Below are 14685 nucleotides of genomic sequence, written 5' to 3' on the forward strand. Positions count from 1 at the left end.
CGATGCTCCGGCAACCGGTCCTGGAAGTACACGGGATCCGCAAGGAGTTCCCGGGCGTGCTGGCACTGGACGGGGTCGACTTCCGGCTCTTCCCCGGCGAGGTGCACGCGCTGATGGGTGAGAACGGCGCGGGCAAGTCGACCCTGATCAAGGTGCTCACCGGGGTCCACGAGTCGGACGGCGGCCGGGTGCTGCTGGCGGGCCGGCCGACCACGATCACCGGCCCGTCGCAGGCCCAGCAGGCCGGTGTCTCGACGGTCTACCAGGAGGTGAACCTCTGCCCGAACCTGTCGGTGGCGGAGAACATCCTGATCGGCCGCGAACCGCGCCGGCTGGGCCTGATCCACTGGGCGGAGGTGCGGCGCCGCGCGGCCCGGGCGGTGGCGGCGCTCGACCTCGACCTGGACGTCTCGATGCCGCTCGCCGACTGCTCCATCGCCGTCCAGCAACTGGTGGCGATCGCCCGCGCGGTGGACATCGACGCCAAGGTGCTGATCCTGGACGAGCCGACGTCCAGTCTCGACCGCGACGAGGTGGCGCAACTGTTCGCCGTGATGCGGCGGTTGCGCGAGCGGGGCGTCGCGATCCTGTTCGTCTCGCACTTCCTCGACCAGATCTACGAGATCTGCGACCGGATGACCGTCCTGCGGAACGGCCGGCTGGAGGGGGAGTACCTCACCTCCGAGCTGAGCCAGCGCCAGCTCGTCGCGCGGATGATCGGCGCCGAACTCCAGGGCCTGGAAGGCCTGTCGGACACCGCCCGCAAGCAGCCGGCCGATTTGGGGGGCGCCGGGCCCTTCCTGCGCGCCACCGGCCTCGCCCGCCGGGGCGCCGTGGAGCCCTACGATCTCACCGTCCGCCCCGGCGAGGTGGTCGGCCTCGCCGGCCTGCTCGGGTCGGGGCGCACCGAGGCCGCCCGGCTGCTGTTCGGCGCCGACCAGGCCGACGCCGGGACGGTCCGGGTCGACGGCGAGGAGACCGTGCTGCGCAACCCGCGCACCGCGATCGGCCACGGCATCGCCTTCTGCTCCGAGAACCGCAAGACCGAGGGCCTGATCGGCGATCTGACGGTGCGTGAGAACATCGTGCTCGCCCTCCAGGCCGCCCGCGGCTGGACCAGGCCGCTGGGCCGGAGCATCCAGGACGAACTCGCGATCCGCTGGGTCCGGGCCCTGGACATCCGCCCGAACAACCCCGAGGCGCTGGTCCGCAACCTCTCCGGCGGCAACCAGCAGAAGGTGCTCCTCGCCCGCTGGCTGATCACCGACCCCCGGCTCCTCATACTCGACGAGCCCACCCGGGGCATCGACATCGGCGCCAAGGCCGAGATCCAGAAGCTGGTGGCGAAGCTCGCCGGCGAGGGCATGGCGGTGCTCTTCATCTCCGCCGAACTGGAGGAGGTGCTGCGCCTCAGCCACAAGGTCGGTGTCCTGCGCGACCACCGGATGGTCGCCCAACTGCGCAACGACGGCGGCCTCACCCCGGAGCTGATCATGGAGACCATCGCGAGCGGAGCACAGGGATGACCAAGCACCGCCTGTTCTGGCCGGCCGCGATCCTCGCGGCCCTGCTGCTGGCCAACGTGGCCTTCACCCCGGACTTCTTCGCGGTCCGGATCAAGGACGGCCACCTCTACGGCAGCCTGATCGACATCCTGCACTTCGGGGCGCCGCTGATCCTCGTCGCGCTCGGCATGACGCTGGTCATCGCCACCGGGGGGATCGACCTCTCGGTGGGCTCGACCGTCGCCATCGCGGGTGCCCTGGCCTGCCTGTACATCAGCCGGTCCGCCGAACCCGGCAGCACCGGCACCGTGCTGACCGCCGTGGGCCTGGCCCTGCTGGTCGCGCTGGTGCTGGGCGGCGTCAACGGCTTCCTGGTCTCCAAGGTGGGAGTGCAGCCGATCATCGCGACGCTGATCCTGATGGTGGCGGGCCGGGGCGTCGCCCAGCTCGTCACCGACGGACAGATCATCACCGTCACCAGCGACCCGTTCCAGCTGATCGGCGGCGGCTACTGGCTCACCGTGCCGTTCGCCGTCGTGCTGGCGGCGGTCATGGTGCTGCTGACCGCGCTGCTCACCCGGTCGACGGCGCTGGGCATGCTGCTGGAGTCGGTCGGCGGCAATCCGGTCGCCAGCCGCCTGGTCGGCATCCGGGCGCAGCGCCTGATCGCTCTGGTGTACGTGTTCAGCGCGGTGTGCGCCGCGGTGGCGGGCCTGATGATCAGCTCCAACGTCTCCGCCGCGGACGGCAACAACGCCGGTCTGTGGATCGAGCTGGACGCCATCCTCGCGGTGGTGATCGGCGGCACCTCGCTGGTCGGCGGCCGGTTCTCGCTCGGCGGGACGGTGCTGGGCGCGCTGGTCATCCAGACCCTGGCCACCACCATCTACACCATCGGCGTCCCGCCGGAGACCACGCTGGTCTTCAAGGCGGTCGTCGTGATCGTCGTCTGTCTGGTCCAATCCCCCAAGTTCCGCGCCAAGTTGGCCAACCGGCGGCGGTCCGGGGCCGGGCGCGGCAGCCGGTCCGAATCCGCCGCACCCGCCAACCTGGAGGTGGGCCGATGAACGCCACCCTGACACGCCGGCTCCGTGAGCACATCCCGCTGCTGGTCACCGCGCTCCTGCTGGTCACCATGTTCAGCGTCGGCTCGGTGAGCTACGAGGGCTTCTTCTCGGGCCAGGTGCTGCTCAATCTGCTGATCGACAACGCCTTCCTGCTGGTGGTCGCCGTCGGCATGACCTTCGTGATCCTCGCCGGCGGGATCGACCTCTCGGTGGGTGCGGTGGTCGCCCTGTCCACGATGGTCTCGGCCTCGCTGGTGGAGCACCATCACTGGCCGATCCTCGCGGTCGTGCCGCTGGTGCTGGCGATCGGCGCCGGGGCGGGCTGGGTGATGGGCTGGGTGATCCACACCTTCGAGATCCAGCCGTTCATCGTCACCCTGGCGGGCATGTTCCTGGCCCGCGGTCTCTGCTACACGATCAGCGTGGAGTCCATCTCGATCACCGACTCCAGCTACACCACGATGGCGCAGGCCCGGATCCCGCTGCCGGGCGGCGTTTTCCTCTCGCCCAGCGCGGTGATCGCGGTGCTGGTGGTGGCCGTGGCCTTCGTGCTGCTGCACCACACCCGGTGGGGGCGCAACGTGCACGCGCTGGGCGGCAGCGAGCAGTCGGCGCTGCTGATGGGCCTGCCGGTGGCCCGGACCAAGATCGGGGTGTACGCGGTGAGCGGCTTCTGCTCCGCCCTCGGCGGTGTGCTGCTGACCTTCTACATGCTCTCCGGATACGGGCTGCACGCGGTGGGGCTGGAGCTGGACGCGATCGCCGCGGTGGTCATCGGCGGGACCCTGCTCACCGGTGGCACCGGTTACGTGCTGGGCACCGTGCTGGGGGTGCTGGTGCTCGGGCTGATCCAGACGGTGATCAGTTTCCAGGGCACCCTCAGTTCCTGGTGGACCAGGATCGTCATCGGGGCGCTGCTGTTCGTCTTCATCGTGCTCCAGCGCCTGACCGCGCTGCGCCGGCGTTCCTGACCGGTCCCGTACCCGCCACCTGACCGGCCTGCGGCGGCGCACCTGACCGCTCGGCAGGGTCTGCGCGCGGCCCCGCCGGGGCGGACGTGCCGGTCAGGACGGCCGGGTGCGCTCGACGGACTTTCCCCGGGCTCTTGCGCACAGAGTTGTTAGCGTTAACAATTTGCACCGGGCCCACCGGAAGTTCCCCGGTACGCCGGTACGGGCGGCCTTCCCCGCTTCGGTCCGCCCGTACCGGCGGCCACCGCCGTGCCGCCTCCCGAAGGTGAGGCCGGTGCGGCGGCGGCCGGCCGCCGGACCCCCGCAACGGAGCGGGACCGGTCCGGCGGCCCCGTCGAAGGACCACCCCGTCACCAGACCCCCCCGACCACAGACCCCGGCCCCGACCACAGAGCGCCGCCGACAACAGCGACCGGGGCCGGCGACCGATACCCAAGCCGACAACAGGAACCGGGCCCAGCACGGCCACCGGCCCCGACAACCGACACCCCCGCGGCGTGGCCGCCCGCCGCCCGCACCGCGGCAGGAACCCACGCGCCCGCCAGTAAGGACGAGACAGTGACCGAGACCTCCCCCGCCCCCGACACGGAGACCTACGTCGTCGGCGTCGACTTCGGGACACTCTCCGGCCGCGCCGTGGTGGTGCGCGTGCGGGACGGCGAGGAGATCGCCACCGCCGTCCACCCCTACCCGCACGCCGTCGTCGAGGAGCGGCTTCCCGGGACCGGCGAGAAACTGCCGCCCGACTGGGCGCTCCAGCACCCCGAGGACTGGCGCGACGTGCTGCGCACCGCCGTCCCCGCCGCCCTCGCCGCGGCCGGCGTCGACCCCGCCGCGGTGATCGGCATCGGCACCGACTTCACCGCCTGCACCGTGCTGCCCGTCCGGGCCGACGGCACCCCGCTCGCCGAGACCCCCGCCTGGGCGGCCAGTCCGCACGCCTGGCCCAAGCTGTGGAAGCACCACGCCGCGCAGGCCCAGGCCGACCGGATCAACGCCCTGGCGCACGCCCGCGGCGAGAAGTGGATCTCCCGCTACGGCGGGAGGATCTCCGCCGAGTGGCAGTACGCCAAGGCCCTCCAGGTGCTGGAGGAGGACCCGGCGGTCTACGCCGCCTGCGAGCGCTGGATCGAGGCCGCCGACTGGATCGTCTGGCAGCTCACCGGCGCCGAGAGCCGCAACACCTGCACCGCCGGCTACAAGGGCATCCACCAGGACGGCCACTACCCGGACGAGGACTTCCTGGCCGCCCTGAACCCCGGCTTCGCCGACTTCGCCCGCACCCGCCTGGAGCACCCCCTGCTGGCGCTCGGCTCCCGGGCCGGCTCCCTCACCGCCGAGGCCGCCGCCTGGACCGGCCTGCCCGAGGGCATCGCCGTCGCCGCCGGCAACGTCGACGCCCACGTCGCCGCCCCCGCGGCCCGCGCCGTCGACAACGGGCAGCTGCTCGCCATCATGGGCACCTCCACCTGCCACGTCCTGAACGGCGCCGCCCTGGCCGAGGTGCCCGGCATCTGCGGCGTCGTCGACGGCGGCATCGTCGAGGGCGCCTACGGCTACGAGGCCGGTCAGAGCGCGGTGGGCGACATCTTCGCCTGGTGGCTGCGCCAGGGCGTCCCCGCCGACTACCGGGACGAGGCGCTGCGCACCGGTGAGGACCTGCACCAGCTCCTCACCCGCAAGATCACCGACCAGCCGGTCGGCGGCCACGGCCTGGTCGCCCTCGACTGGATGAACGGCAACCGCTCCACCCTGGTCGACCACCACCTGAGCGGCGTCATCGTCGGCCTCACCCTCGCCACCCGCCCCGAGGAGGTCTACCGGGCACTCCTGGAGGCCACCGCCTACGGCACCCGCACCATCGTCGAGGCCTTCGAGAACGCCGGCGTCCCCATCACCGGGTTCGTCGTCACCGGCGGCCTCAAGAAGAACGCCCTGCTGATGCAGATCTACGCGGACGTGCTGCGCCGGCCGGTCTCGCTCGCCGAGTCCGAGCAGGGGCCGGCGCTGGGCTCCGCGATCCACGCCGCGGTCGCCGCCGGCGCCCACCCGGGCGTCCGCGCCGCATCCGCCGCGATGGGCCGGGTCCGGCAGGGCGCCTACCTGCCCGACCCGGCCCGCGCGGACGCCTACGACGACCTGTTCGCCGAGTACCGCCTGCTGCACGAGCACTTCGGCACCGGCCCCGACAAGCAGCTGCACCGCCTGCGCGCCATCCGCAACGCCGCCCTCGGCCGGGCCGAGGCCGGCGCCGCCGCCACCGACCGGAACAGCGAGGTCCGACCCGCATGAACGACCCCATCGACCTGATCCGCCGGCAGGTCAGCGACCTGCACCAGGAACTCGTCCGCTACCAGCTGGTCGTCTGGACCGCCGGCAACGTCTCCGCCCGCGTCCCCGGCGAGGACCTGATGGTCATCAAGCCCAGCGGCGTCTCCTACGACGAACTCACCCCCGAAGCCATGATCGTCTGCGACCTGGACGGCAAGGTCGTGGAGGGCACCCACAGCCCGTCCTCCGACACCGCCGCGCACGCCTACGTCTACCGGCACCTGCCCGAGGTCGGGGGAGTGGTGCACACCCACTCGACGTACGCCTGCGCCTGGGCCGCCCGCGGCGAGGCCGTCCCCTGCGTCCTGACCGCGATGGCCGACGAGTTCGGCGCCGAGATCCCGGTCGGCCCGTTCGCCCTGATCGGCGACGACTCCATCGGCCGCGGCATCGTCGACACCCTGCGTGACCACCGCTCGCCCGCCGTCCTGATGAAGAGCCACGGCGTGTTCACCGTCGGCAAGGACGCGAAGGCCGCCGTCAAGGCCGCCGTGATGTGCGAGGACGTCGCCCGGACCGTCCACATCTCCCGCCAGCTCGGTGAACCCCTGCCCATCGCGCAGGCCCACATCGACGCCCTCAACCACCGCTACCAGCACGTCTACGGCCAGCAGTCCGCGGCCCGGTGAAGGAGAACCACCCCATGACGCACAGCACCGGAGCCCGCGAGATCTGGTTCCTGACCGGCAGCCAGGGCCTCTACGGCGAGGACACCCTGCGCCAGGTCGCCGAGCAGTCCCGCGAGGTCGCCGACACCGTCGCCGCCGCCGGCATGCCCGTCCGGATCGTCTGGAAGCCCGTCCTCACCGACGCGACCGCGATCCGTCGCGTCTGTCTGGACGCCAACGCCGACGACAGCTGCGTCGGCCTGATCACCTGGATGCACACCTTCTCCCCGGCCAAGATGTGGATCGCGGGACTCGACGCCCTGCGCAAGCCCCTGCTCCACCTGCACACCCAGGCCAACGTCCGCCTGCCGTGGTCCACCATCGACATGGACTTCATGAACCTGAACCAGGCCGCCCACGGCGACCGCGAGTTCGGCTACATCCAGTCCCGCCTCGGCGTCGCCCGCAAGACCGTCGCCGGTCACGCCTCCGACCCCGCCACCGCCCGCCGGATCGCCGCCTGGGCCCGCGCCGCCGCCGGCCGCGCCGAACTGGCCACCCTCAAGCTCGCCCGCTTCGGCGACAACATGCGCGACGTCGCCGTGACCGAGGGCGACAAGGTCGAGGCCCAGCTGCGCCTCGGCGTCTCCGTCAACACCTACGGCGTGAACGACCTGGTGGCGGCCGTCGACGCGAGCAGCGACGCCGACGTCACCGAGCTCGTCAAGGAGTACGAGGACGGCTACCGCCTCGCCCCGGAGCTGCGCGCCGGCGGCGAGCGCCACGACTCCCTGCGGTACGCCGCCCGGATCGAACTCGGCCTGCGCGGCTTCCTCACCGAGGGCGGCTTCGGCGCCTTCACCACCAACTTCGAGGACCTCGGGGGCCTTCGCCAGCTGCCCGGCCTGGCCGTCCAGCGACTGATGGCGGACGGCTACGGCTTCGGCGGCGAGGGTGACTGGAAGACCTCCGTGCTGCTCCGCACCCTCAAGACGGTCGCGCAGGGCCTGCCCGGCGGCACCTCCTTCATGGAGGACTACACCTACCACCTGGAGCCCGGGCAGGAGTTGATCCTCGGCGCGCACATGCTGGAGGTCTGCCCCTCGATCGCCTCCGTCACCCCGTCCTGCGAGATCCACCCGCTCGGCATCGGCGGCCGGGAGGACCCGGTCCGCCTGGTCTTCGACGCCGCCACGGGACCGGCGGTGGTGGTCGGGATGGCCGACATGGGCGACCGGTTCCGCCTGGTCGCCAACGAGATCGACGTCGTCGAGCCGACCGAGCCGCTGCCCAACCTCCCCGTCGCCCGGGCGGTCTGGCGGCCCCGTCCGGACCTGCGGACCTCCACCGAGGCCTGGCTCACCGCCGGCGGCCCGCACCACACCGTGCTCTCCACCGCCATCGGTACCGAGGAGCTGGACGACCTCGCCGAGATGATCGGCACCGAGCTGGTGCTGATCGACGCCGGCACCACCATGCGGCAGTTCACCCGCGAGCTGCGCTGGAACCAGGCCTACCACCGCCTCGCCCAGGGCTTCTGAGCCGCCACCGCCGTTCTGGGGCCGTCCTCGCAGCCGAGGACGGTCCCAGCGGCCTGTCGGGCCGCCTCGCGCCCTGCGCCGGGGCTGCCGTCACCCCGAGCACAGAGGACGGACCACCACCATGACCACCCCCGGGATCCACCGCGAAGCCTGGACCACCCTGCCCGACGGCCGGACCGTGGAGCGCTGGACGCTCGGCGCGGGCGGGGCGGTGACCGCCGAGGTGCTCACCCTCGGGGCCCGGTTGCAGGCCCTGTACGTCCCCGACCGGCAGGGACGGCGCGCCGACGTGGTGCTGGCCGGCGCGAACGCGGCGGACCTCCTCGGCGGGGCCGCCTACTTCGGAGCCACCGTCGGCCGCTACGCCAACCGGATCGCGCACGGCCGGCTGCCCCTGGACGGCGCGCTCCACCGCCTGCCGGACCAGCCCGGCGGCCACACCCTGCACGGCGGCCCGGACGGCTTCGCCACCCGGCTCTGGGAGGCCGCCGAGGCCCACGGCCAGGCCGGCTCCGGGGTGCGGCTCACCCTGCGCAGTCCGGCCGGCGACCAGGGGTTCCCCGGCGCCCTCACCGCGCGGGTCAGCTATCTCCTGGACGCGCACGGCGCGTTGACCGTGGAGTACACCGCCGTCACCGACGCGCCGACCGTCGTCAACCTCACCAACCACGCCTACTTCAACCTCGCCGGCGAGGGTGAGGGCACGGTGCTGGACCATGTCCTCCAGGTCGAGGCCGACCACTACCTGCCGGTGGACGCCGGACTGATCCCGCTCGGCCCGCCGGCATCCGTCGAGGGCACCCCCTTCGACCTCACCGAGCCGCGGACGCTGGGACGGACCCTGGCCGGCCCCGACCCGCAACTTGCCCTGGCCGGTGGTGGGTTCGACCACAACTGGGTGCTGCGCCACCCGGCGGGAGGCGCGCTCCGCCGGGTGGCGACCCTGTGGCACCCGGCGAGCGGCCGGCGGCTGCAGTGCCTCACCACCGAACCCGGCCTCCAGATCTACACCGGCAACCTCTTCGACGGCTCGCTGCGCGGTCCGTCCGGGCGCCGCTACCCGGCCTTCGCCGGAGTCGCCCTGGAGACCCAGCACTTCCCCGACTCCCCGAACCGCCCCGAGTACCCCTGCACCGTCCTGCGCCCGGGCCAGGAGTACCGCTCCAGCACGGTCTACCGCGTCGCCGCGGGGGATTTCGGCCCGTTCTCCTGACCGGCGAAGGGTCGGCGCCGGCCATCGTGCGGCGCCGACGCCGAACCTTTCACCAGCGGTACGGCCCCGTACGGCGCAGCGCCCCGGGCCGGGCCCGGGGCGCTGCGCGCCACCGCGGGGAAGCGTGCGGCCGGCCGGCGGCGACAGCGCCCGCACGGCGGGGAGGGCCGCCTCACGGTGGGGAAGGGCTACTTCACGGTGAGGGGAGGGCTACTTCACGGCGGGGATGAAGAAGACGTTGTCCGGCGTCACCAGGCTGGTGAGGGCCTTGCCGAAGAGGGTGCTCGGCTCGTTGCCCTGGGTGAGGACGTCGGTGTTGAGGACGACCACGAGGGTCGCGCCGGTCTCCGGCATGTAGAGGGTGAGGGACTCGTAGCCGGGCAGCGAGCCGTTGTGGCCGATCCACCCCTGGATGTCGAAGAGGCCGAGCCCGTAGCCCGCACCGGGGAGGGTGGTGGGCAGGAACTTGGTGCGCTGCGCCTGGGTCTCGGGGGAGAGCAGCTCGCCGGTCGCGACGATCTTGGCCCAGCGCTTGAGGTCGTCCAGGGTGGAGATCATCGCACCGGCGGCCCAGCCCCAGTTCGGGTTCCAGTCCGTGGCGTCCACGGTCGCGCCGGTCGGCGTCTGGTCGGTGTAGCCGTGCGCGTGCGGCGACGGGAACTCGGCCCCCTTGGGGAAGAGGGTGTGTTCCAGGCCGCTCGGCTCCGTCACCCGGTCGTGGATGAACTCGGCGAGCGGGGTGCCGCTCACCTTCTCGACGACCAGGCCGAGCAGGATGTAGTTGCTGTTGTTGTACAGGAACTGGACCCCGGGTGCGCTGAGGTTGGGGTGCTTGTACCCGTACGCGAGCAGCTGCTCGGGGGTGAAGGGCTTGGTGGGGTCCGCCTCCAGCGCCGTGATGAAGTCCGGGTCCGCGGAGTACGGGAACAGGCCGCTGCGCATCTCGGCCAGGTTGCGGATGGTGATGTTCTCGCCGTTCGGGACGCCGCTCACGTACGCCGAGATGGGGTCGTCCAGCCCGACCAGGCCCTCGTCGACCAGCTCCAGCAGCGCGGTGGCGGTGAAGGTCTTGGTCTCGCTGCCGATCCGGACGTAGAGGTCCTCGGTCATGGGAGCGCCGGTCTTCTTGTCGGCGACGCCGAAGGACTTGACGTACCGGCCCTGCCCCGGCAGCCAGATCCCGACGCTCACCCCGGGAACACCCGTCTGGCTCATCGTCTGCTGCACGGCCGCGTCCAGCTCGGCCACCAGCTGCGGGCTCAGGGCGCCCGACGTGCAGTCCTCGTCGGTACCGGCGTCCGGGGTGCTCACGTCCTCGGAACTGACGTCCTCACCGCGGTGGTGGTGGCCGCCCCGGTGGTTCTCGGCCCGGGCCTCGCCGTGCCGGTGGCCGTGACCGTGACCGTGGTGGTGTTCGTGTCCGTGCGCGCCGACCAGGCCGGGTACGGCCGCGTTCGCCGGTGTGGCGGCCACCGGGAGCAGCCCGGCCATGGCTATCGCAGCCACCAGCAAGCCTCGGCGGGCGGTCGTGGTCCGTCGGTGGGGAAGCGCTCGGGTCATCGCGGTCGTCCTCGTTCCGGGTCGTGTCCAGCTCTTGGAGAGATCGTCTGCGCCTACGGACCAAGGTGACGACTCTGACGAGCTGTACGGGTGACGCGGCATCGGACCCCCGGACGACCGCGGAGCCGCAGCCTGGTGGCTGCGGCTCCGCGCGGAACAGGGGGTGCGCTCGAACGAGGTGCGCTCGAACGGGTGGTGCTGTCAGGGGTGCTGGATGTCCTCCAGCATCTCGGTGACGAGGGCGGCGATGGGGGAGCGTTCGGAGCGGGTGAGGGTGATGTGGGCGAACAGCGGATGGCCCTTCAGCTTCTCGACGACGGCGACGACGCCGTCGTGGCGGCCCACTCTGAGGTTGTCGCGCTGGGCGACGTCGTGGGTGAGGACGACGCGGGAGCCCTGGCCGATCCGGGAGAGGACGGTGAGGAGCACGTTGCGCTCCAGGGACTGGGCCTCGTCGACGATCACGAAGGCGTCGTGCAGGGAGCGGCCGCGGATGTGGGTGAGGGGCAGGACCTCCAGCATGCCGCGGGAGATGACCTCCTCGATCACGTCGGGGCTGGTGACGGCGGAGAGGGTGTCGAAGACGGCCTGGGCCCAGGGGCTCATCTTCTCCGACTCGGAGCCGGGCAGGTAGCCGAGTTCCTGGCCGCCGACGGCGTAGAGCGGGCGGAAGACCATGACCTTGCGGTGCTGCTGGCGTTCCAGCACGGCTTCGAGTCCGGCGCACAGGGCGAGGGCGGACTTGCCGGTGCCGGCGCGTCCGCCCATGGAGACGATGCCGACCTCGGGGTCGAGGAGCAGGTCGAGGGCGACGCGTTGTTCGGCGCTGCGTCCGCGCAGGCCGAAGGCTTCGCGGTCGCCGCGGACCAGGCGTACGCGGCCGTCGCCGGCGACGCGGCCCAGGGCCCGGCCTCGTTCGGAGGTGAGGACGAGTCCGGTGTGGACGGGGAGGTCCTGGACGCCGTCGACCTCGACGGTGTGGTCGTGGCCGGCGCCGAAGAGGGCGTCGACCTGGTCGCCGGTGACGTGGAGTTCGGACATGCCGGTCCAGCCGGAGGTGGCGGCGAGTTCGGCGCGGTACTCCTCGGCGAGCAGGCCGACCGAGCTGGCCTTGATGCGCAGGGGGAGGTCCTTGGAGACGACGGTGACGTCGTAGCCCTCGGCCTGCAGGTTGCGGGCGACGGCGAGGATGCGGGTGTCCGCCTCGCCGCCGCCGATGCGGTAGCCGGCGGGCAGTATCGACGTGTCCGAGTGGTTGAGTTCCACCCGGATGGTGCCGCCGAGTTCGCCCACCGGGATCGGCTCGTCGAGGCGGCCGTGCCGGATCCGGTAGTCGTCGAGCAGGCGCAGTGCCTGGCGGGCGAAGTAGCCCAGCTCGGGGTGGTGCCGCTTGGCCTCCAGCTCGGTGACCACGACCACCGGCAGGACGACCTCGTGCTCCTCGAAGCGCGTCATGGCGAGAGGGTCTGCCAGGAGCACGCTGGTGTCGAGAACGTACGAGCGCCGGTCGCCCTTGCGGGACCGGGAGTCCCGGTCGGATCCGTTGGCCATGAAGGCTCGGTCGTCCATGTGCTCGTCTCCTCAGGCAGCTGGTCTCGGTCCCTCGGAACTCCGGGACCGTCGTTGGGTCGCCGTGTGCTCCGGTCGTTGTCCGGAGCGCTTCTCGGACGGGAGGACCGCGCTTCGCGGGGAAGCGGCGGTCGGCTGTGGCGGGCCTCCGGCTGTTCGCAGGGCGGCATGGCTGCCGTTCGGGTGCAGGGCGGGTGGCCCACTGTTCGGTGAGCTTCGCCCTGATCAGCGAGTTGACGCTGTCGCCGGTGTGGCTGTCAAGGGTCGACCGAAGGTGTTCCGGAAACCGTGACCGGAGGGGTGCTGTCCCGTCCCCCGCCCTGGTCGCCCAGGGTGTCCGGTCGCTCTCCCGGGGTGTTCGTCCGAGGGCGCGGCCGGGGTGCCGGCGGCGGGAGCGCGGTGGCTCAGGAGGGCGACGGGGCTGCGGGTGGCGATGCGGCGAGTGCGGTCGAAGTGGCCGCGCTCGGCGTCGGGGTCGGCGTCGGCGTCGGGGACGGGGACGGGGACGGGGACGGGGCCGGCGTCGGCGTCGGGGACGGGGACGGGGACGGTGAGGGCGGGCCGGCGGGGGTGGCGGCCGCGGTCGGTGCCGCCGTCGCTGGGGGCGTGGGCGTGGGCGTGGGGGTGGGGGTGGGCGTGGGCGTGGGTGTGGGGGTCGGCGCAGGAGTACGGGTCCGGCTCGGCCTCGGGGTCTGCGTCGGGTCCGGGGAGGGGCTGACCGCCGGGGCGCGGGTGGGTACCGGTGTCCGGGCGGTGGTCGGGGCGCCGGACGGCACGGCCTTCGTCCGGTCCCGCGTCCCGGACGGCTCGGCGTCGCCGTCGCCCGGCGTCGCCGTCGCGGTCCCCTGGCCGGAGGGCACCGCAGCCGCCCGGGTTCGGGCGGCCGGCGCCGGGTCGGACAGGGGGCCGGACGGCGCAGCGCCGGGAACGGTCGGGCCGGGAACGGTCGGGGGCAAAGGGGTGCCGGGAGCACCGGCCGCCGCCGAGGCGGTCGGGGACTTCGGGGACGACGGGGCCGCCGGGCCGCCCTTTGCCCGGGTAGGCGTCCGGGCAGGCGCCCGGGCGGGGGCGCGGAGGCTCGGGGAGGCGGCCGCCGAGGGTGCCACGACCGGTGCGGGGGTGCCCGGAGCCGGGGGCCCGGCGGGTGCGGACCAGAGGGCGGTCGACGCGGGGGAGACCGCGCCGGCGCCCGTGCCGGCGGGCAGCAGCGAGGACGAGGGGGCGGCCGGCAGGGGCTGGTCCGTCGCATCGCCCCGGATGCTGCTGGACGCGCTGGGAGCGGCCGGGGCCCCGAGGGCCGCCGGGCCGCCGGAGGAGGGCGACTGGAGGGCCCAGCCCAGGCCGGCGGCGGTGACGGCCGCGACGGCGCCCGCGGCGCCCAGCCTGCGGCTCAGGGCGGGGCTCCGCCGGTGCTTCGCCTGGTTGGTCATGGTGGCAGGGCCTTTCGTCCGTCCCCCGGGCCGGGCCGGCCGGAGCGGTGCGGAGCGGCCGACGACCGGTCGGCCCGGGAACAGTGCGTGCCGGTGCCGCGCCCGGCCGGTGGGGATCCCGTGTCGTCCTCCGCGGCCGGGCGCGGCGGCGGCTCAGTCGTCGTCGTCCAGGTGGAAGCCTCGGAGCTGGGTCGGGACGGGGACCTTGAGGGGAGCGGGGGACGGTCGGGACGGCGCGGTGGTCTCCGGCCGGCCGGAGGGTGCGGGCGGCCCGTCCACGGGCGTCTCCAGCTGGTCCAGCTGCAACGCGACGAAGGACTTCAGGCGGGTGCGGTACTCCTGCTCGAAGCTGTGCAGGGAGTCGATCCGGGCCTGCAGCACGGACCGGGCCGACTCCAGGGCGCCGATCGACGAGCGGTGCTTGTCCTCGGCGTCCCGTTCCAGGGCGTCGGCCCTGGAACGGGCGGCCCGCTCGATGCTCCAGGCCCGGCCGCGTGCCTCGCCGACGAGCGCCTCGGCCTCCCGGCGCGCCGCCTCGGTCGCCCGGTCGGCGACCTGCTGGGCCATCTCCAGCAGCCGGGCGGCGTTGCCGGGGTCCGGGGCCGGCCGGGGCGGGAACGGGGCAGGGGCAGGCGGCCCGGCCCGGTCGGCCGGTGGCACCGCCGGGTGCGGCCGCGCCACCTCCTGCCGGCTCTGCTGCTGCGATCGGTTCCGTGTGGCTGCGGCGAGTTGGGCCCGCAGTGCTTCGTTCTCGTGGCGCAGGCGAGTGAGGGCGGCTTCGACGTCGTCGAGGAAGTCGTCGACCTCCTTCACGGCGTAGCCCTCGCGGAGGCGGACGATCGTGAACTGCTGGGCGCGGATGTCTTCGAGGGTCAAGGTCATGGTGGTTC

Annotated in this window: 10 protein-coding genes; 7 read left to right on the forward strand and 3 right to left on the reverse strand. The window is 73.1% G+C overall.

Annotated features, from left to right (window positions below; all coding sequences use genetic code 11):
* Window positions 1-2 precede the first annotated feature (2 nt).
* The 7 genes from J2S46_RS34955 (at window position 3) to J2S46_RS34985 (ending at window position 9236) form a co-directional block, all read left to right on the forward strand.
* Window positions 3-1526, forward strand: coding sequence for a sugar ABC transporter ATP-binding protein (locus tag J2S46_RS34955; RefSeq protein ID WP_191294526.1), 1524 nt, complete (start codon window positions 3-5; stop codon window positions 1524-1526).
* On the forward strand, window positions 1523-2572 hold the full coding sequence (locus tag J2S46_RS34960; RefSeq protein ID WP_191294525.1) for an ABC transporter permease: 1050 nt from the start codon (window positions 1523-1525) through the stop codon (window positions 2570-2572). Before J2S46_RS34955 ends, J2S46_RS34960 begins: the two co-directional genes overlap by 4 nt.
* Entirely contained in the window at window positions 2569-3543 is a 975-nt protein-coding gene (gene yjfF / locus J2S46_RS34965; protein ID WP_191294524.1) for a galactofuranose ABC transporter, permease protein YjfF, read from the forward strand. The genes J2S46_RS34960 and yjfF overlap by 4 nt, the downstream gene beginning before the upstream one ends.
* Window positions 3544-4101: 558 nt before the next feature.
* Window positions 4102-5835, forward strand: coding sequence for a ribulokinase (locus tag J2S46_RS34970; RefSeq protein WP_191294523.1), 1734 nt, complete (start codon window positions 4102-4104; stop codon window positions 5833-5835).
* Window positions 5832-6503: an L-ribulose-5-phosphate 4-epimerase gene (locus J2S46_RS34975; RefSeq protein WP_191294522.1), complete on the forward strand. Its 672-nt coding sequence runs from the start codon at window positions 5832-5834 to the stop codon at window positions 6501-6503. The genes J2S46_RS34970 and J2S46_RS34975 overlap by 4 nt, the downstream gene beginning before the upstream one ends.
* 14 nt (window positions 6504-6517) lie before the next feature.
* Window positions 6518-8023, forward strand: coding sequence for an L-arabinose isomerase (araA, locus tag J2S46_RS34980; protein ID WP_191294521.1), 1506 nt, complete (start codon window positions 6518-6520; stop codon window positions 8021-8023).
* Between the two features lie 121 nt (window positions 8024-8144).
* Window positions 8145-9236, forward strand: a complete 1092-nt coding sequence (locus J2S46_RS34985) for an aldose epimerase family protein (protein ID WP_191294520.1) — start codon at window positions 8145-8147, stop codon at window positions 9234-9236.
* 210 nt (window positions 9237-9446) lie between these two features.
* On the opposite strand, the gene J2S46_RS34990 is transcribed toward J2S46_RS34985, so the two are convergent.
* The 3 genes from J2S46_RS34990 to J2S46_RS35000 form a co-directional block, all read right to left on the reverse strand.
* Window positions 9447-10748 carry a serine hydrolase domain-containing protein gene (locus J2S46_RS34990; RefSeq protein ID WP_229913403.1) on the reverse strand — a complete coding sequence of 434 codons (1302 nt, stop codon included), beginning with the start codon at window positions 10746-10748 and terminating at the stop codon, window positions 9447-9449.
* Between the two features lie 249 nt (window positions 10749-10997).
* Window positions 10998-12365, reverse strand: coding sequence for an RNA 5'-3' helicase PhoH2 (phoH2, locus tag J2S46_RS34995; RefSeq protein ID WP_286158121.1), 1368 nt, complete (start codon window positions 12363-12365; stop codon window positions 10998-11000).
* Between the two features lie 1583 nt (window positions 12366-13948).
* Complete coding sequence (locus J2S46_RS35000; RefSeq protein WP_191293610.1) at window positions 13949-14677, reverse strand: DivIVA domain-containing protein; 729 nt, start codon at window positions 14675-14677, stop codon at window positions 13949-13951.
* Window positions 14678-14685: the final 8 nt, after the last annotated feature.

It is taken from the genome of Kitasatospora herbaricolor (assembly GCF_030813695.1).
Classification (GTDB): domain Bacteria; phylum Actinomycetota; class Actinomycetes; order Streptomycetales; family Streptomycetaceae; genus Kitasatospora; species Kitasatospora herbaricolor.